16 protein-coding genes and 1 tRNA gene are annotated in these 17,638 nt (G+C 64.8%); 6 read left to right on the forward strand and 11 right to left on the reverse strand.

Annotated elements, in window-relative coordinates; translation table 11 throughout:
• Nucleotides 1-150 precede the first annotated feature (150 nt).
• The gene (locus tag H7A86_RS11280; RefSeq protein ID WP_147421331.1) at nucleotides 151-735 is read left to right on the forward strand and encodes a hypothetical protein; all 585 of its coding nucleotides are present in this window, start codon (nucleotides 151-153) and stop codon (nucleotides 733-735) included.
• A 292-nt stretch (nucleotides 736-1,027) separates the two neighbouring features.
• On the opposite strand, the gene H7A86_RS21045 is transcribed toward H7A86_RS11280, so the two are convergent.
• A complete protein-coding gene (locus H7A86_RS21045; protein ID WP_232099072.1) occupies nucleotides 1,028-1,384 on the reverse strand; it encodes a DUF4998 domain-containing protein in 357 nt (118 codons plus the stop codon).
• A gap of 277 nt (nucleotides 1,385-1,661) precedes the next feature.
• Nucleotides 1,662-2,339: a hypothetical protein gene (locus H7A86_RS11290; RefSeq protein ID WP_119131902.1), complete on the reverse strand. Its 678-nt coding sequence runs from the start codon at nucleotides 2,337-2,339 to the stop codon at nucleotides 1,662-1,664.
• Nucleotides 2,340-2,592: 253 nt separating this feature from the next.
• On the opposite strand from H7A86_RS11290, the gene H7A86_RS11295 reads away from it, so the two are divergent.
• Entirely contained in the window at nucleotides 2,593-2,988 is a 396-nt protein-coding gene (locus H7A86_RS11295) for a hypothetical protein (RefSeq protein ID WP_232099074.1), read from the forward strand.
• A gap of 79 nt (nucleotides 2,989-3,067) precedes the next feature.
• Here the strand turns inward: H7A86_RS11295 and H7A86_RS11300 are convergent.
• A tRNA-Leu gene (locus H7A86_RS11300) sits at nucleotides 3,068-3,154 on the reverse strand.
• 139 nt (nucleotides 3,155-3,293) lie between these two features.
• Between H7A86_RS11300 and H7A86_RS11305 the strand changes: the two genes are divergently transcribed.
• Both H7A86_RS11305 and H7A86_RS11310 read left to right on the forward strand, forming a co-directional pair.
• Nucleotides 3,294-3,674 (forward strand): response regulator, encoded by a 381-nt coding sequence (locus H7A86_RS11305; protein ID WP_104582548.1) that lies wholly within the window; start codon nucleotides 3,294-3,296, stop codon nucleotides 3,672-3,674.
• 253 nt (nucleotides 3,675-3,927) lie between these two features.
• The gene (locus H7A86_RS11310; protein ID WP_425509754.1) at nucleotides 3,928-7,641 is read left to right on the forward strand and encodes a PAS domain S-box protein; all 3,714 of its coding nucleotides are present in this window, start codon (nucleotides 3,928-3,930) and stop codon (nucleotides 7,639-7,641) included.
• Nucleotides 7,642-8,021: 380 nt separating this feature from the next.
• Here H7A86_RS11310 and H7A86_RS11315 read toward each other — a convergent pair whose 3' ends face one another.
• The gene (locus tag H7A86_RS11315; protein ID WP_119131900.1) at nucleotides 8,022-10,388 is read right to left on the reverse strand and encodes a Tex family protein; all 2,367 of its coding nucleotides are present in this window, start codon (nucleotides 10,386-10,388) and stop codon (nucleotides 8,022-8,024) included.
• 244 nt (nucleotides 10,389-10,632) lie between these two features.
• The gene (locus tag H7A86_RS11320; RefSeq protein ID WP_016904406.1) at nucleotides 10,633-10,860 is read right to left on the reverse strand and encodes a hypothetical protein; all 228 of its coding nucleotides are present in this window, start codon (nucleotides 10,858-10,860) and stop codon (nucleotides 10,633-10,635) included.
• Nucleotides 10,861-11,052: 192 nt separating this feature from the next.
• On the opposite strand from H7A86_RS11320, the gene H7A86_RS11325 reads away from it, so the two are divergent.
• Entirely contained in the window at nucleotides 11,053-12,264 is a 1,212-nt protein-coding gene (locus tag H7A86_RS11325) for an NAD(P)/FAD-dependent oxidoreductase (protein WP_119131899.1), read from the forward strand.
• Here the strand turns inward: H7A86_RS11325 and H7A86_RS11330 are convergent.
• From H7A86_RS11330 to H7A86_RS11350, 5 genes are all read right to left on the reverse strand, one after another.
• Nucleotides 12,222-12,737, reverse strand: a complete 516-nt coding sequence (locus H7A86_RS11330) for a hypothetical protein (protein ID WP_119131898.1) — start codon at nucleotides 12,735-12,737, stop codon at nucleotides 12,222-12,224. The genes H7A86_RS11325 and H7A86_RS11330 overlap by 43 nt on opposite strands.
• Nucleotides 12,707-12,907, reverse strand: coding sequence for a PspC domain-containing protein (locus H7A86_RS11335; RefSeq protein ID WP_024938703.1), 201 nt, complete (start codon nucleotides 12,905-12,907; stop codon nucleotides 12,707-12,709). Before H7A86_RS11335 ends, H7A86_RS11330 begins: the two co-directional genes overlap by 31 nt.
• A gap of 103 nt (nucleotides 12,908-13,010) precedes the next feature.
• The gene (locus H7A86_RS11340) at nucleotides 13,011-14,087 is read right to left on the reverse strand and encodes a class III poly(R)-hydroxyalkanoic acid synthase subunit PhaC (protein WP_104552637.1); all 1,077 of its coding nucleotides are present in this window, start codon (nucleotides 14,085-14,087) and stop codon (nucleotides 13,011-13,013) included.
• Nucleotides 14,084-15,253 carry a class III poly(R)-hydroxyalkanoic acid synthase subunit PhaE gene (gene phaE / locus H7A86_RS11345; protein WP_180708147.1) on the reverse strand — a complete coding sequence of 390 codons (1,170 nt, stop codon included), beginning with the start codon at nucleotides 15,251-15,253 and terminating at the stop codon, nucleotides 14,084-14,086. The genes H7A86_RS11340 and phaE overlap by 4 nt, the downstream gene beginning before the upstream one ends.
• Before the next feature lie 54 nt (nucleotides 15,254-15,307).
• Nucleotides 15,308-15,970, reverse strand: coding sequence for a CDP-alcohol phosphatidyltransferase family protein (locus tag H7A86_RS11350; RefSeq protein ID WP_180497015.1), 663 nt, complete (start codon nucleotides 15,968-15,970; stop codon nucleotides 15,308-15,310).
• An 82-nt stretch (nucleotides 15,971-16,052) separates the two neighbouring features.
• Here H7A86_RS11350 and H7A86_RS11355 point away from each other — a divergent pair, with 82 nt between their 5' ends.
• A complete protein-coding gene (locus H7A86_RS11355) occupies nucleotides 16,053-16,814 on the forward strand; it encodes a 3-hydroxybutyrate dehydrogenase (RefSeq protein WP_119131896.1) in 762 nt (253 codons plus the stop codon).
• A gap of 318 nt (nucleotides 16,815-17,132) precedes the next feature.
• On the opposite strand, the gene H7A86_RS11360 is transcribed toward H7A86_RS11355, so the two are convergent.
• A complete protein-coding gene (locus H7A86_RS11360; protein ID WP_104582543.1) occupies nucleotides 17,133-17,621 on the reverse strand; it encodes an NUDIX hydrolase in 489 nt (162 codons plus the stop codon).
• Nucleotides 17,622-17,638: the final 17 nt, after the last annotated feature.

Consider the following 17,638-nt stretch of genomic DNA (forward strand, 5'->3'; position numbering starts at 1 on the left):
GGTTTCGCGCACTGCATAGAACTACTCAAACGGGGCGTAGTTGAAGTTGCTGCCTCCTTCCTCGTTCTTTGATGGTGCGGGCCCCTAAGCGTCTGTTAAGATTGCAAAGCGGCATTCAGCCGCTGGTTAACTTACATGGAGTTTCAAAGGATGAAGACGTTGGTTAAGATTGCATCTATCTTTCTTGGCATGTCGCTTTTGGCATCAGCCTACGGCCAGGAAGTTATTGCGATCGATCGAGTCCCTCAAAGCGCAATCGGAACGGATGCCGCCTCAATGGCGGTTCCAGTTGGCGTTCAATTAGCTGAAATCAAACGGCTATACAATAATTCAAATAAGGATCATTTTTCCTATTTTAACCTTCCAAAGGATTGGGGTAAAAAGGGATGGATGGTGGAAGGCTCGCTTGGTTTTGTATCAAGCACCTACTTTGAAAACTCCAAAGGACTCTTCCTTTGCTGGATGGCGAGCCGAGATACGAAGTGGGTCAATAAGGATTTCACCAGCACTGACGCTGGCTGCGAGGGTTATAGACAACGGACGGATGGCACTGGGAACCCCAATTCACTAGGCTCCTTCCTTGGGTATGTGAGTGCAATTCAATTGCCGGGAACTGTCCCGCTGTACCGCTGTTACGTCCAAGCGGAGTTCGACCACTTCGATACCCTCTCATCGAATTGTGAAGGCCGAGCTATGGCCGTGAACGACGGAATCTTGGGTTATATCTTCCTCTGAAAAATTGGTTCGCGATCACTACTCTGTTAGTACTGTAGAAAAAGAAGCCCCCTAGAGGTTCTGCGTCTAGGGGGCTTTCGTTTGAGCATCGCCGGGAGCAATGTCAGGCCGACATGAGCGGCATTGATTACTAGTCCCGAACATCGCTGATGTCAGATGGATCCCGGTGGCGGTATCAGCAAACGCCGCGCTGCGGCGTAAACATTTCCGAATTAACTACCACGATCGCATCTTCAGCTAGCCTGTCGGCACCCTGACGCTCTATGCTGGCGCCAACCTGCGCCAACCTGCGTCAACCTGCGTCAACCTGCGCGATCGCCGCATCGGTAGCAGCCTTGACCAACGCCATCAGCTGCCAGCCTGGCATATCTTGGCCAGCCTCGCCAGCAGGTGCCTGCAACGTGTAACTGCCGCTTACAAGTTGCGCGATGCTGGCCGACATCAAGCCCACATCCTTGCCGCGGTCGCTGACCGCAAAGTTCGCTTCGCCGCCGTCGCTGATCGGGTTCCAGGTTATGGCAATGCGCGTCGCCACTGGATCGGCACCCGTATCTGACGTAACCACGTTGGACAGATATGCAGCAAGCGTGGCCGCTTTGATGCCCAGCAGCAGGTGTACGCCAGGCTCGGAGACCGTTTCGCCTGGCACCTTGATGGCCTGCCCCCGTGGCTGGGTCGACTTCGGTCGTCGCCGGTGCGGTGATCTCGTAGCTGCGGCCGACCAAGTCGCTGATCTGCACCGTGAGCACGCGCAGGAAGAAGCGCTCCAGCGTCTGCGTCCAGCCATCGGGGTGCGGCTTGGTGGTCATTTGCTCGAGGTGAAATTCGACCGGACCATCGTTGGTGCCGGGTTCCATCGGATCTCGATGCGCGGCGACACGATCTTGGTCTGCGTGCCGAAGGTTGGATTTTCGCTGATGAGCATGTCAGTAGCCTGTAACGTCGAGGATGGGAGCGCGCACCCAGGCCTGGCCGTAATTGCCAGGGGGCGGTTGCGGATTTCGGTCGGTGCCGGTGCGCAGATCCTGTGCGGTATCGATGGCAGAGATGGATGCGACGTTGCCGTTGATGTTGACCACGCCCTTGCGCCAAAGGACCTGCACCTGCCACTGCGGACCGCCGCCGATCAGGCCACCGATGGCAAGCATGATGTTGCCGGTGGACCCAGCCAGCGCGGCATAGGTGCGACCTTCGGGCAGCGTGATCGATCCGCCTTGGTTGGCATTGCCCTGCAGCAACGCCCGCACCTTCATGTACTTCAACGTGGCGTCGAAGTGCACCTGATCCGTATCGGGATTGGTGATCACCAAGTAGTCCCGGCGTCCGAAGTTCGGCTCGTCGAAGACGTAAGCGGTAAAGCTGCCGCTGGTGGTGAAGCCGGTAAACGTGAAACTGCTTCCGCTCTGTGTGAGCGTGGCGAGCACGGCGTTGCTCTCCCCCAGAAACGCGAGGGCAGGATTGGTGCCGGCGACAGTCAAGCTCCAGGTTTTGAGCACGCCGCTGCCGGTGGGCGTGATCGTCTGCTTCGACGCCAGCGCCAAGTTCTTCCAGGTCTCAGATATGACAACGCGATTAGGGCCAGCCTCGAAGATTGCATAGGCCATCAGAACCTCCCATAGAACAGGGTGCCGCCGGCGCGTGCCGTCAACGTTGCAGGGACGGCGACCGATCAATCAGGGAGCCATCCCCAATTTCCGCCAGCGCAAGCGCGGCGCGAAGACATACTATTTTTACGACCACGGCACCCGTGGCGGCACGGGGCGGCGTGAGGAATTGCTCGGCAATGACTAGGGCCTCGCGATCCAGCGCTGGGCAGAGCTGCAGGGGCAGGCCCATGCAGCACCGGCCGCGCGCGTGATGTTCGGCTGGGTCTGCGACCAGTACATGGCACAGGTGGCCAGTCGCAAGGCGACGCGGACGTTGGCCGACAATCGCAAGGAGGTGATGAAGCTAAGGGAATTCTTCGACGACCCACCGGCAGCGATAGAGGCGATCAAGCCGGTGCATGTCCGCCAGTACCTGACCTGGCGCACCAAGGGCGGCACGGCACACGTGCGCGCGAGCCGCGAAAAGGCGCTGCTGTCCCACATCTGGAACTTCGCGCGAGATCGGGGCTACACCGCCCTGCCCAATCCGTGCGCCGGTATCAAGGGATTCCGAGAGACCAACCGCGACGTCTACATAGAAGATGAGCAGTACGCGGCGGTTTGGGAAGCGGCGGACCCTTGCCTACGTGCGCGGGGGCCAAAGTGACACCCACTCGCTGAGGATTGCGGAAATGCCCCCTCAGATTGCGGAAATGATTACGGCAGCCGAAGCTGCCGTAAGTCATTGGTGCCGAAGGTGGGACTCGAACCCACACGCTTTTAAGGGCGGCGGATTTTGAGTCCGCTGCGTCTACCGATTCCGCCACTTCGGCGTGGCCGCGCAGTATAGCGAGTTGTGCATGAAACGAACAGTGTCAGAACGCGCCTGACGAATTCAGGTGCAAGCGGAGTCATCAGCGCCGCGGCGAAGCAGTGTCGATATACTGGCCGACTTAGGTGAAGGAGTAAGCAATGTCGGTGTTGCGTGGAGTTCGGGTGCTGGTGGTCGAGAACGACCAGATGAATGCCATGCTGCTCGACCTGCAGCTCGTCCAGGCCGGTGCCGTCGTGCTGGGTCCGGTCGGAGAGGTTGCACAGGCGCTGACGCTGATCAAGGCCGATGCGCCGGAAATCGCGGTGCTCGATTACCGTCTTGGCAACGGCGAGACCAGCGAGCCGGTCGCCCGACTGTTGTCGGAACTGGGGATTCCGTTCGTGCTGGCCACCGGTGTTGCCAGTGGCACCATCCCCGGCGGCTTCGAACGCGGCGTGATCCTGACCAAGCCTTACTTGTCCGAAGAACTGATCAGCGCGCTGTCCAGGGCACGGCAGCTGAGCGGTGCCGCCAGCTGAGCGCAACCGCCTACCGGTGTGTCGCCAGCACGTGGCGCGGTCGATAGTTGGCACTCTTCGGTAACCAGTTGCGCCACTGCTGCGCTTAACGCAGGCCGTTCGCGCTGCCGTGCCGGTTGTCGCAAACCCCTCGCCTACAGCCCGCTTGCCACTAGAATCGTGCATCCAGGCATGATGGGCGGGTCACCCAATGGATAGCGTCGTGTCGCCGTTTGCCGGTCTGCTGCCGGAAACGTGCGAGATCGCCGGATTATTGTCGTCGTCCGCATGCGCTGCCGATCCGCTGCTGCGCGACAGCCAGGCGCTGCGGACGACCCTCTCGGTGTGCCTGCACGCGCAGGTTCCGATGCTGCTGGTCTGGGGCGACCAGGCGCGCTGCATCTACAACGATGCCTGCATCGCGCTGCTGGGCGCGCGCCACCCGGCAGCATTCGGCCAGCCATTGGCGGAACTTGCAGACACCGCTGAAGCCGACCACCACGGTGCGCATCCGCATCCGCATGCGGCATTGCCGCTGTCGGCGTGGTCGTGCAGCCCGATCCTGCAGGCCGGCGAACGTCTGGGCCTGTTGTATGTCGCCGGCACACTCGCCCCTGCTGCGACACAGACCCGTAGCGAGGCCGAGCCTGCAGCGGTGTCCACCGCGCTCGATCAGTCGCCGGCCTTCATGGCGGTGCTGCGTGGCCCCGGTTATATCGTCGAGAGCGCAAATCAACGCTTCCACGACCTGGTCGGCCACCGTCCGTTGCTTGGCCAACCATTGCTCGAGGCGATGCCGGAACTCGCCGACCAGGGCTATGTCGAGCTGCTCGATGAGGTGCGACGCAGCGGCCGTCCTTTCATCGGCGAATCGATGGCCGCCTATCTGCAGCGCAGGCCCGGCAGCGTGCTGGATCAGACCTTCGTGGATTTCCTGTATCAGCCCATGCGCGAGCGCGATGGCCGCATCGACGCGATCCTGGTGCACGGATTCGATGTCACCGAGCAACGCAACGTGGCCAGTCGCGACAGCTTCTTGCTGATGCTCGAAGACGCGCTGCAGAACGTCTCCGATCCGCGCCAGATCATCGATACCAGTGTGCGATTGCTGGGCGAACATCTGCAGGTCAATCGCTGCGCGTTTGGCCTGGCGGCGGCCGACGGCAGGACCATGCACGTGATCAGCGACCATGTGCAGGACATGCCGAGCCTGCAGGGCGATTTTCCGCTGGAAGTGGCACAGGGCTTGCGCGACGCCTTGCTGGAAAACCGCCCCTGGTTCACCACCGATGCGATGGCGCCCGGTGCACCGGACTATGTGTCCCAGCAGTACCGCCGCTCAGGCCTGCGCGCATCACTGGCGATTCCGCTGCACAAACACGGCCGCCTGGTCGCGGCCATCGGCGTGCATCAGCGCGCACCGCGGCGATGGTTGTCCACCGAGATCGAACTGGTCCGCCTGGTCGCTGCACGCTGCTGGGAGTCCATGCAACGCGCCAAGGCACAGCAGCAACTGGCCGCCAACGAAGCGCGGCTGCGCCGACTGGCCGACACGCTGCCGCAGATCATCTTCATCGCCGACCGGGAGGGTCAGCCGCATTACTTCAATCGGCGCTGGTACGAATACACCGGACTGGATCCTTCAGACAACCAGACCGCTGCATGGCATCGGGCGCATACCGCCGATGGCCTGCGGGTGTCTTCGCAGGCCTGGGCGCTGGCAGTCGATGGCGAGCGCGCCTATGAAATGGAGTGCGAACTGCAACGCCACGATGGCCAGAGGCGCTGGCACCTGGCGCGCGCCCTGCCCGTGCGCGGCGACGACGGCAGCATCGGCGAGTGGATCGGCACCTACACCGACATCCATGACCGTCGTGCGTTCGAGCAACAGCTGCGCGAAAGCGAAGTGCGCTTCCGCGCCTTGTGCGAGACGGTGCCGGCAATGATCTGGATGGCCGATGCGCAGGGCGACTGCGTGTACTGGAATCCGCGCTGGTACCACTTCACCGGGCAGGCCGAAGACCAGGCAATGAATCAGGGCTGGTGGGATGTGATGCATCCCGACGATGCCGAGCGCGTACGCCATGCGTTCGGGCAGGCATTAGCGCAACGTGGCGAGTTCCTGGCCGAGTACCGGGTGCGTCGTCACGACGGGCAGTATCGCTGGTGCATCGATACCGCATCGCCGCACTTCGCCAGCGATGGACGTTTTCTCGGCCACATCGGTTCGCTGACCGATATCTCCGAACGCAAGCACATCGAAGATGCCACCGCCTCCGACCGCGCCATCCTGAGCCTGATCACCACCGGCGCACCGCTGCCGGTGGTGCTGGATGCCATCGCATCGAGCGTGGAAGCGCGTGGCGAGACGACGTTGTATTGCGCGGTGATGGTGCTCGACGAGGTACGAAAAACGCTGAGCTTCGGCTCGGCGCCGCATTTTCCGATCGAGTACCGCGGGCATTTCGAAGCCTCGCCGATCGGGCTGAACGGGCCGCCCTGCGCGCGCTCTGCCTACCTCGGGCAGCAGGTGATCTGCGAGGACATCCAGGCCGACCCCAGCTTCAGCGACCACCATGCGGTGTCGTCGGCACTGGGCATCGTCGCCTGCTGCGTGACGCCCATCCTGGACAGCAACGGTCAGGTGCTGGGCACGCTCAACATCTACTACGATCGCGCCCACCTGCCCTCGCTGCGCGAACAGGCAATGGCGCGCTCTGCATCGCATCTGGCCGGCATCGTCATCGAGCGCACGCGCGTGGACGCCAAGCTCAAGCAATCGCTGCAAGCCGAGACCGCCGCACGCAGCCAGGCCGAGCATGCCAGCCGGGTCAAGGACGAGTTTCTGGCCACGCTCAGCCACGAATTGCGCACGCCGCTCAATGCCATCCTCGGCTGGTCGCGGTTGATGCAGTCGGAGGTGTTCGATCCGACCAATGTGGGCAAAGGCCTGATCATCATCGAGCGCAGTGCGCGTGCACAGACGCAGATCATCGACGACCTGCTCGACATGAGCGCGATCCTGTCCGGCAAGATCCGCCTGCAGGCAGAGCACTTCGATATCGCAGGACTGATGCGCAGCACGGTGGAACTGATGCAGCCGTCCGCACTGGCGCGCGACATCGCGTTGGAACTGGATGCGCCCGATGCAGGCGAACTGTGGTTCTTCGGCGATGCCGGGCGCCTGCAGCAGGTGCTGACAAATCTGCTCAGCAACGCACTCAAGTTCACCTCGCCCGGTGGCACGGTGCGGGTGGCGCTGGACATCGAGGACGAGCGGCTGCGGCTATGCGTGCAGGACACCGGCATCGGGATTGCAGCCGACTTCCTGCCGCACGTGTTCGACCGTTTTCGGCAGGCCGATGCCGGTACCACGCGCCGCGTCGGTGGGCTGGGGCTGGGCTTGTCGATCTCGCGTCAGTTGGTCGATCTGCACGGCGGCAGCCTGGGGGCATCCAGTGCGGGCGAAGGCAAGGGGGCGACCTTCACCATCGTGTTGCCGTTCCAGCACGGGGTCAGCGATCTGCGGCCGGCGGCGTCCGGGTCGCTGCAGGTCGGCCCGTTGCCGAGCGACTGCCTCGGGCGCCTGGATGGCGTGCGCCTGTTGCTGGTCGACGACGACCAGGATTCGCGCGAGGCGGTGGTGCAGTTCCTGATGCTGGCCGGCGCGCAGGTGCAGGCGGCCGGCTCGGTGGAGGCAGCCGAACAATGCCTGGCAGAGGCACCCTTCGACGTGCTGGTCAGCGATATCGCCATGCCGATGCGCGACGGCTACGACCTGATCCGCACGGTGCGCTCCGGTCGCACCGACCTGCCACGGCATATCCCCGCGATCGCCCTCACCGCCTATGTGCGCGAAGAAGACCGCGACCGTGCCGTAGTGGCCGGATTCGATGCGCATATGGGCAAGCCGGTGGAGCCGCCCGGACTGGTCGACCTGATCGAACGCCTGATCTTGCCGACGCGCGCGGTACGCAGCGAGGCGTGAGGTCGCCTGGAAACGGCTAATAAAACAGCGTGGTCAACCAGCGCTGTTTGCAACAAAACACACCGACCATCCCGACAGGTCCTTGCCCGCCCGCCGTCGCGGGACCTCACGCGGCATGGATGCCGCTACAAGGACGTAATTGCGGCGTGTCCTGCGAGGGTGGGCGGGCAAGGGCCCTGCAGCAAGGCCCCGGATCAGTCGCCTTACGACTGATCGTATCTGCATGGGCGCACCGCGGTGGTCGGAGGCCACGGACCCAGCAGCCAGTTGCAGATCAGCCTGCCCACGCACGCTCCAATCGCAGCAGCAGACCCACCGCCTTGCGAGCGGGTCTATCTACACTGCCCAGCCATGCCAGCACAGCCGCCGGGCACGCCGGGTCAGCTGCGCTTGGCGCGTGCGAATGCGGCGGCCAGCGCGTTGTCGGCCGGCGGTGCAGTGATGCGTGGCTTGTTGTTGCCCTGTGCCGGGCCACGTCCACCGCCACCGTCGCGCCTGCCCTGCCCCGGGCCGCCGCTGCCGCGCTGATCGCGCGATTGGGCTGCGCCATCGGCCGGTGGAGGCGTGTCGGACAGACGGCAGGTCAGTGCGATGCGTTTGCGCGCCACGTCCACTTCCAGCACCTTGACCTTGACGATGTCGCCGGCCTTGACCACATCGCGCGGATCCTTGACGAAGGTGTCCGACAACGCGGAGATGTGCACCAAGCCATCCTGGTGCACGCCGATATCGACGAACGCACCGAATGCGGCCACGTTGCTGACCACGCCTTCGAGCACCATGCCGGGCTTGAGGTGCTTGATGTCCTCGATGCCTTCGGCGAACTGCGCGGCCTTGAACTCGGGACGCGGATCACGGCCGGGTTTTTCCAGCTCCTTGAGGATGTCGCGCACGGTCGGTACACCGAACTGTTCGTCGGTGAACAGCTCCGGCTTGAGTCCGCGCAGAAAGCTGCCGTCGCCCAGCAGGGCCTTGATCGGCTTACCGGTGCTGCCGACGATGCGCTCGACCACCGGATAGGCTTCCGGGTGCACCGCCGAGACGTCCAGCGGCTCGTCGCCATCGGCGATGCGCAGGAAGCCGGCGCATTGTTCGAAGGTCTTCTCGCCCAGACGCGGCACCTTGAGCAGGTCCTTGCGGCGCTTGAACGGGCCGTTGTCGTCGCGATGGCGCACGATGTTTTCCGCCACCGTGCTCGACAGCCCGGACACCCGCGACAGCAACGCCGCCGAAGCGGTGTTGACGTACACGCCGACCGCGTTGACGCAGTCTTCCACGCGCGCTTCCAGCGCCTTGGCCAAGCGATACTGGTCCACGTCGTGCTGGTACTGGCCCACCCCGATCGCCTTGGGCTCGATCTTGACCAGCTCGGCCAGCGGGTCCTGCAGGCGGCGCGCGATCGACACCGCGCCGCGCAGCGACACGTCCAGGGTGGGGAACTCCTTGGCCGCGAATTCGGACGCCGAATACACCGACGCCCCCGCTTCGCTGACCACGATCTTCTGCAGCTCGCTCGCCCCGCACAGCGCGATCGCCTCACCGGCCAGCTTGTCGGTTTCGCGGCTGGCAGTGCCGTTGCCGATCGCGATCAGCTCCACGTTGTGCTGCAGGCACAGCTTCTTGATCGTCTGCAGCGACTGGTCCCATTGCCGCTTGGGCTCATGCGGATAGATCGTCTCGGTGGCCACCAGCTTGCCGGTGGCATCGACCACGGCGATCTTGCAGCCGGTGCGGATACCGGGGTCCAGCCCCAGCACCACGCGCGGGCCGGCCGGCGCGGCCAGCATCAGGTCCTTGAGATTGTCGCCGAACACGGCGATCGCCTCGGCCTCGGCCTTTTCGCGCGCCTGGTTGAACAGGTCCAGCAGCAGATGCATGTGCAGCTTGGCGCGCCAGGTCAGCCGGCAGGCATCCAGCAGCCAGCGGTCGGCCGGGCGGTTCTGGTTGGAGATGCCGGCGTTGCGCGCCACACGCCCTTCGGCGTACTGATGGCCGGCCTCGGCATCGTTGCCCGGCTCCAGGTCCAGGTACAGGAACTCCTCGCGGCGCGCGCGAAACAGCGCCAACAGGCGGTGCGAGGGAATCCTGGACAGCGCTTCGGCGTGATCGAAGTAATCGCGGTACTTGGCGCCGGCCTCTTCCTTGCCCTCGGCAACGCGCGCGCGGATCACGCCGTTGTCGTTCAACCAACTGCGCAGCTCGCCCACCAGGGCGGCGTCCTCGCCCCAGCGCTCCATCAGGATGGCGCGTGCGCCTTCCAGCGCCGCCTTGATATCGGCCACGCCCTTGTCTGCATCGATGAACGCAGCAGCAGCGACTTCCGGCGCCTGGTTCGGGTCGGCCAGCAGGCCATCGGCCAGCGGTTCCAGGCCAGCTTCGCGCGCGATCTGCGCGCGGGTGCGGCGCTTGGGCTTGTAAGGCAGGTACAGGTCTTCCAGCCGCGACTTGGTGTCGGCCGCCACGATCTCACCGCGCAATTCGTCGCTGAGCTTGCCCTGCTCGCCAATGCTGGCCAGGATCGCCGCGCGCCGTTCTTCCAGCTCGCGCAGATAGGTCAGGCGCGTTTCCAGATTGCGTAGTTGCGTATCGTCCAGCCCACCGGTGACTTCCTTGCGGTAGCGGGCAATGAACGGAACGCTGGCGCCTTCGTCGAGAAGGGCGATGGCGGCGCGCGCCTGGGCGGGTTGGGCACCGATCTCGTCGGCGATGGTGCGAGCGATCTGCTGGGCAAGCTGGCTATCGTGCATGGCGGCGCGGCCAAAGCCGCTTCACTGAAAAAAGCATTTTCGCAGTGCTGGCCCGCCGCGGGAACCCGTTGACAGGATCACCATAACCCTATGCCGACGCGTCTTTCGACGGCTGACAAGCTCTAGCGGGCGATCGTCAGGTGGTTACAGATGGTGCAGGAGAGCTGAAGTACCGGTGCGATACCTGCAGCAGTGGCACTTGGCGCCCACTGACAGTGAGCGCAGTCGTCCGGTCGGCTGGCCCTTAGCTGGCGCGACCTGCGTAGTGGGTGGCAGCGCGCTCGACCAGGATGCTCTCGTGCAGCGACTCCAGCGCCATCACGCGGATCTTGCCGACGTCCTTCAGCGGCACCATGCGCTCGACATAGATCTCCGGCCCGGCGTCGGTCATTGCACGCGACTTGCTGAACCCGTAAGGCACAACACCCTTGTCGCCATCTTTGCTGCCACCGACATACAGAACGATCGACATGCCCACACCCTCGTTAACAACTGTGACTACGTTAGTGGCGCGAGCATAACGACCGTGCCGTGAGGAGCTTTCCACGCAGGTTAACGCTGGCTGTTTGCCGTTTGGTGACCGCCGCACCCGGGTCTGCGCCTGCACGACCGCTTCACCCGGTCTGCCCGTCCAATTGCGCTCCGCCCGCACGTACGACACCGCATGGACCTCAAAAGTGGTTACCCGTTCTGGTCGATCCGCAACGGGCTGATGCGCGCCTACCCGCGTCTGGAACAGGACACCCAGTGCGAAGTCGCCATCGTCGGTGGCGGTGTCACCGCCGCCTTGATCGCACACGAACTGCTCAAGCACGGACACGAAGTGGTGGTGGTCGAGCAGCGCGAGATCGGCTGGGGCAGTACATCGACCAGCACTGCCTTGCTGCAGTACGAAATCGATACGCCGATGATCGCGCTGGCCAACCACTACGGCATGCCGGCCGCCGCGCTGGCATACGGGGCATGCGCGCAAGCCATCCTCGACCTGCAAGGCCTTTGCAATACGCTGGGCGGCTGCGACTTCAGCCGTCAGGACAGTCTCTACTATGCGAGCCGGTCACGGGATCTCAACGACCTGCGCAGCGAACTGGATACGCGAAGAACCCACAAGCTTCCGGTGGAATGGATCGAGCGCGCACCCTTGTGGCACAACTACGGCGTGCGCTCGGAGGGCGCCATCCTCAGCCGCCTGGCCGCCGGCGTCGACCCGTACCGGCTGTGCTACCGCCTGTTTGCAGAAGGCGAGCAATACGGCGCGCGCATCTACGACCGCACCACGATTGCCGCCATCACACCCTATGACCAGCATGTTCAATTGCGCACCCAGGAGGGGGTCACGCTGCGCGCCCGGCACGTCATCCTGGCCGCGGGTTATGGAAACCAGCAGTGGCTGTCGCAGCGGGTGGCACGCAACCGCAGCAGCTACGCATTCGTGACCGATCCCCTGCACGACAGCGACATGGGCGCGCTCAAGCACACCATGATGTGGGAAACCGCGCGTCCCTATCTCTACCTGCGCAGCACGCCGGATGGACGCGTGGTGGCCGGCGGCGAAGACGACAGCGTCGATCTTCCCGCGCGTCGCGATGCGCGTGTCATGAGCAAGCTGAAAACGCTGCTGAAGAAAATCCACCAGACGATGCCGGATATCACCTTGCGCCCGGTATTTGCCTGGGGCGGCACCTTTGCCGAAACCGCCGATGGATTGCCGTTCTTCGGCACGCATCCCGAACATGGGCCGCGGGTGTCGTTCGCCATGGCCTATGGCGGCAACGGCATCACCTATAGCGCCATCGGTGCGGGGTTACTGCGCGCACAATTGGAAGGCAGGCCTCACCCGTTGTCGGACCTGTTCGGTTTCTCGCGCTTGCGCTGAGCCGCCCATGGCCACCAGCCGTGGCCATGCAGCGCATATCCGTCGGCTGCCCGTTCCAGCGGATTGCGTACGTGGATGCCGCCGCACAGGAAATACACCGGCAGAAACAGCGGGCCGAGCAGCATGTACTGATAGACATGGGCCCGCTCATGATCGCCCAGGCGCACCGGCGGGTGCCGGCAATGCCCGGCGGCATGCGCATAGGTGCTGCATTGCAGGTCGAGCGAGGCGCCCTTGAGCAGGATCACATTGCCCAGCGTCATCGCCCCGCCCGGCCCCCATGGCCAGGCATGGAACACCACGGCCAGTTCCTGCCCGGACCAGCGCGGACGCGCGCCGAAACAGCTGCCGGCGGCACCGATGGCAAGGCCGAGCAAGGTATTGGGCAGCGTCCACAACGCGCCCAGCACCTGCACGGACGACCACCGGCGCCGGGCGGGCGTCAGTCGGCCTGGTTGGGGATCAGCAGCCACAGGATCAGATAGACCAAGATGCCGGGGAACGCCGCCGAGGCGATCGACACGATCACGAACAGCACCCGCAACAGCGTGGAGCTCCAGCCGAAGCGGCGGGCGATGCCGCCGACCACGCCGGCGATCATGCGGTCGTTGAGGGAACGGGACAATGTGGTGGTCGTGGCCATGGAAGGCTCCTTCGAACGTGTCGCACAGTCTAAAAAGCGCAGCGGCTGCGCCTTGTGACGGCTGCGGCTGCTCGCTGCAGGCACAGCGCAACCCGAAGCCGCATCACGCGTTGCCGCCACGCTCCTGCAACCAGCGGTGGATCGCCACCGGCACCTCGCGCTGCGCACGTCCGGAGACGTAGATGCCGATATGCCCGCCGCGGAAACTCAGCTCGGTGTAATCGTCGCTGCCGACCAGGCCGCGCAATGCACGCGAGGCGTCGGGCGGCACCAAATGATCGTGTTCGGCGTAGATGTTGAGCACCGGCATGTCCACCGCCTGCAGGTCGACCGCCTCCCCGCCGATGCGCACCTGCCCGGTCACCAGGCCATTGCGCTGATAGAACTGGGTGACGAACTCGCGGAACGCCTCGCCGGCCAGATCGGGCGAATCGAAGATCCACTTTTCCATGCGCAGGAAATCTTCCAGCGCCTGCTTGTCGTCGAGGATGTCGAGCAAGCCGACGTATTTCTGCAGGTTCAGCCGGAACGGCTTGAGCATCAGGTAACTGGCGTTCATCAGATCCGCCGGCACGTTGCCCATGGTGTCCACGAACAGATCCACATCGACCATGCGCGCCCAGTTGGAGAGCATGTTGTCGGGGGTGTGGAAATCCACCGGCGTGACCATGGTGATCAGGTTGCGCACCTTCGGCCGCTGCAGCGCCGCGTAGCACAGCGCAAACGTGCCGCCCTGGCAGATGCCGAGCACATCGACCGCCTCCAGCCCCGACTGCGCGCGCAGGTGGTCCACCGCGCCGTCGATAAAGCGCAGCAGATAGTCCTCCAGGGTGAGGTAACGCTCGGAGCGGTCCGGGTAGCCCCAGTCCAGCACGTAGACGTCCTGACCGTGGCCCAGCAGGCCCTTGACCAGCGAGCGGTCGGCCTGCAGATCGACCATGTAGGGGCGGTTGACCAGCGCGTAGACGATCAGCAGCGGCGTCCTGGCCACCGGCGCCTGCTCGCCGACAAAGCGGTACAGCACCACCTTGCCGTCGCGCCAGATTTCCTCGCGCTCGGTCACGCCGTAATCCACGTCTTCCACGCCGGGCAACAGCTTGAGCCCCTCGCGCAGCTTGCGCTGCATCGACAGGGTTTCCTGCATCAGGTCTTCGGCGCTGAATCCCAACGGGCCTTTCATGCCTGCGCTCCACGTGGCTTGCGTGCGGTCGACTTACCGGCAGCTGTGCCAGCCGATGGCCTGGCGGCGCTTTTGGCCGCCTTCGTGTTCTTGGCTGGGGCGGTTTTCGCTGGTGGTTTCTTGGCCGGGCTGGTCGCCGCTGCCGGCTTGGGCGCAGTGTCCGCCCTGGCTGCCCGCGTGCGCTTGGCCGTGGCCGGCGCAACCGGGTCAGCCGCCGCTGCAGCGGGCTTGCCGGCCGGGCTGGCCGCGGTGCGCAGCAGGCGTCGCACCGCACGTTCCAGCTCGGCGATGCGGCGGTGCGCGGCGTCCATCTCCGAACGCGTCGGCATCCCGAAACGTTCGCTCAGCTGCTCCACTTCTTCCTGCAGCGCGGCGCGCAAGCGCATATGCGCATTGGCAAAGCCGCCGTACACCTCGCGAAACTGGTCGGACAGCGCGACGTCGGCATACGACTCTTCGGCAGCCTCGATCCACAGGTCGAACAAGGCACGCGCGCTGGTCAGCTGACTGCCGCTGCTTTCGTGCTCGCCCAGCTTGGAGGCAAACCGCCCGAATGCCTGCTCGATGGCCGACTTGAGTTGTTCGCCATAGGCCTGCGATTGCGCCTGGTATTCCTGCTGCGCACGGGCCAGCGTCTGCAGGCGCGCCTGGTGATTGCGGTTCAGGCCGAACGCCGGCATGTCCAGCCACGGCGCGTTTTCCTCCCGCCACTTTGCCAGGGCCTGCGCGGCGTCCTGCAGCCACGGGTCGAAGCCGCCCGGGCTGCCGCCACGCAGCGAGCCCAGCGTCCATTGCATCAGCTGCTCGCCCTGCCCCTGCACGGCGCGCTGCCAGGCCTCGGAGACCTCGGTGGCCGAGGTGTCGCGCCCGGCAAACTGCGCGGCCACCTGCTGCATGGTGCCGAACCAGTCGCCGGCCTGATGACGAAAGCGGTCGATCGCCTCCTGCGCCTGCGGTGCGGCCTGGGTGGGCAGCAGCTGCGACCACCAGTCCATCGCCTTGCGCCAATCCTGCGGTGGCTCGGTGCCCGGCCCCATGCCGGGAACGGCGCCGGGCTGCGCAGCGGCGCCGGACTGGCCGTGGCGCATGGCATCTCCCCAGGCGCTCCAGTACTGGCGCGCCTTGTCTTCGAAGTTGCCGTTGTCCGAACCGCTGGTTGCCATGATCCCTTCCCGTGACTGTCCACCAGCCATCCTACCGCGTGCGCCCGGCTGTACCGGTCAGGGTTTGGGGATCCGCAACGTCTTGCTGATCATCAGCGAGCCGGACACCGCAAACAGCAGCACCAACGGGTGGAACTGCCACGGCCCGAGCTGCCACTGGCCCCACCACAAGGTCTGGCCGATATGGCCACTGCTGGCGGCCACCGCCAGCAGGATCACCAGCAGCAGGCTGGTGGGAATCGGGGTGCCTTCGAAGTACGGCACCTTGTCGGCCTCGCCGGCGATCTCTTCGGCGGTGACGTTGTAGCGCGCCAGCCGGCTCACGCCGCAGCAGACGAAATAGCTCAGCACCAGCCAATCCCAGCCGCCGCGCATGCCGCAGGCATAGCCCAGTGCCGCCGGCGCCACCCCGAACGAGATCACGTCGGCCAGTGAATCCAGCTCGCGGCCCAGGGTCGAGGACGCCTTGCGCCAGCGCGCCACGTGCCCGTCCAGCGCATCGAACACGAACGCCAGCGGGATCAGCGCCATGCCCAGCAGCAGGTCGCCGCGATGGCCTTCCTGCAGGAAGCGCATCGACGCAAACACCGCGCCGGTGCCGCAGAAGGCGTTGGCCAGGGTGAACCAGTCCGCCAGTTGGAAATCGCGCAGCATCGAGAAATGGCGTTTCATGCGGAACCTGAGAAGTGCAAGGCGCAAAGGGTAACGCGCGCACGCCATGCAGGCGACCGTTTCGCGCCATGGGCTAGTCTGGCGGTCGACGCGGCCGGTCCGGCCGGGCACGATCAACGACGAGGACAGCATGAAGCGCAGCATCCTGATCACCGGCGCAGGCAGCGGTATCGGCGCCGGTATCGCCACCGAGCTGGCTGCAGGCGGCCACCACCTGATCGTCAGCGACATGAACCTGGCGGCGGCCGAACACACGGTGCAGGGCCTGCGCGCGACCGGCGGTTCGGCCGAAGCGCTGGCGCTGGACGTCACCGATGAGCACAGCATCGCGCAGGCATTGGCAAGCGCGACGCGTGCGCCACAGGTATTGGTCAACAACGCCGGGCTGCAGCAGGTGTCGGCGCTGGAGGACTTCCCGATGCAGCGTTGGGCCTTGCTGGTGAATGTGATGCTGACCGGCGCCGCCCGGCTCGGCCGCGCGGTCCTGCCCGGCATGCGTGCGGCCGGCTACGGGCGCATCGTCAATATCGGCAGCATCCACTCGCTGGTCGCGAGTCCTTACAAGAGTGCGTATGTCGCCGCCAAGCACGGCCTGGTCGGCCTGGCCAAGGTCATCGCCCTGGAGACCGCCGACTGCGACATCACCGTCAACACGCTGTGCCCGAGCTACGTGCGCACCCCGCTGGTGGAGCGCCAGATCGCCGACCAGGCGCGCACGCGCGGCATCGCCGAAGAGGCGGTGATCCGCGATGTGATGCTCAAGCCGATGCCAAAGGGCGCCTTCATCGACTACGACGAACTCGCCGGCACGGTCGCGTTCCTGATGTCGCATGCCGCGCGCAACATCACCGGGCAGGCGATCGCCATCGACGGCGGCTGGACCGCGCAGTAAGCACGGCTGGCGAAATTTTCACCAGCCGACGTGGCGGCCTTGCGCCGCAAGGCGCGCGCGCAGTTGTCCACAGACTTGCGCAGGATCCATCCACAGCGGGTGTGGAGAAATGCGTGGAGACGAATGCGACCGGCATGTGGCCACAGCGTGCGACGCCCGCTTGCGCTTGCGCTCGCCAACCTTGTCCTGCGTGGATTGCCGTCACTGACCGAACTACACGGTCTAGGGAAGAAACAGTGCGCAGGTGCAGGAAGATACCGGCGGCCATCCGGCTGCGGCCGCGCTCGCCTTGACGACTGCACCTGACTGGATCGCCACTCAGACGCGCGAGTACGTCCACGACTGCATGCGTCCGTCGCGATACGGCATCACGCCATGAAACGGGCGCGGGTCGCCATCGAAGACCAGCGGCAGGAAATTGCGGTCGCCCTCCCACATCGGCACCTGGTCCATGCGGTCGATCGCCACCCACTCCAGCGTGCCTTCCGGGTTGGAGGCCTGAGGCTCGCCTTCGAAGCTGTGGATCAGGAACACGAAGCCCAGCCAGTCCTCGCCATGCTTGCCGAAGCCCGGCCAGCTGATGGTGCCGCGCAGTTGCATGTCGCCGCACTCCACACCGGCCTCTTCGCGAATTTCGCGGCGCATGCCGGCCAGCACGTCTTCATCCGGCTCCACCTTGCCGCCGAGCCCGTTGTACTTGCCCAGGTGCTGATCGCCGGGGCGGGCATTGCGATGGATCATCAGGACCTGGGTGCCGTCGGGCGACAACAGGTAACCGAGCGTGGCGACGATGGGCGTATAGGGCATGGCGGGCGATCTGACAT

It is taken from the genome of Xanthomonas euroxanthea (genome assembly GCF_903989455.1).
Lineage (GTDB): Bacteria > Pseudomonadota > Gammaproteobacteria > Xanthomonadales > Xanthomonadaceae > Xanthomonas > Xanthomonas euroxanthea.

What these genes read in the sequence shown, in the direction of transcription:
- H7A86_RS11280 (WP_147421331.1), top strand. Translation starts at nt 151, where the DNA reads ATGAAGACGTTGGTTAAGATTGCATCTATCTTTCTTGGCATGTCGCTT.
- H7A86_RS11290 (WP_119131902.1), bottom strand. Translation starts at nt 2,339, where the DNA reads ATGGCCTATGCAATCTTCGAGGCTGGCCCTAATCGCGTTGTCATATCT.
- H7A86_RS11295 (WP_232099074.1), top strand. Translation starts at nt 2,593, where the DNA reads ATGTTCGGCTGGGTCTGCGACCAGTACATGGCACAGGTGGCCAGTCGC.
- H7A86_RS11305 (WP_104582548.1), top strand. Translation starts at nt 3,294, where the DNA reads ATGTCGGTGTTGCGTGGAGTTCGGGTGCTGGTGGTCGAGAACGACCAG.
- H7A86_RS11315 (WP_119131900.1), bottom strand. Translation starts at nt 10,388, where the DNA reads ATGCACGATAGCCAGCTTGCCCAGCAGATCGCTCGCACCATCGCCGAC.
- H7A86_RS11320 (WP_016904406.1), bottom strand. Translation starts at nt 10,860, where the DNA reads ATGTCGATCGTTCTGTATGTCGGTGGCAGCAAAGATGGCGACAAGGGT.
- H7A86_RS11325 (WP_119131899.1), top strand. Translation starts at nt 11,053, where the DNA reads ATGGACCTCAAAAGTGGTTACCCGTTCTGGTCGATCCGCAACGGGCTG.
- H7A86_RS11335 (WP_024938703.1), bottom strand. Translation starts at nt 12,907, where the DNA reads ATGGCCACGACCACCACATTGTCCCGTTCCCTCAACGACCGCATGATC.
- H7A86_RS11340 (WP_104552637.1), bottom strand. Translation starts at nt 14,087, where the DNA reads ATGAAAGGCCCGTTGGGATTCAGCGCCGAAGACCTGATGCAGGAAACC.
- H7A86_RS11350 (WP_180497015.1), bottom strand. Translation starts at nt 15,970, where the DNA reads ATGGCGTGCGCGCGTTACCCTTTGCGCCTTGCACTTCTCAGGTTCCGC.
- H7A86_RS11355 (WP_119131896.1), top strand. Translation starts at nt 16,053, where the DNA reads ATGAAGCGCAGCATCCTGATCACCGGCGCAGGCAGCGGTATCGGCGCC.
- H7A86_RS11360 (WP_104582543.1), bottom strand. Translation starts at nt 17,621, where the DNA reads ATGCCCTATACGCCCATCGTCGCCACGCTCGGTTACCTGTTGTCGCCC.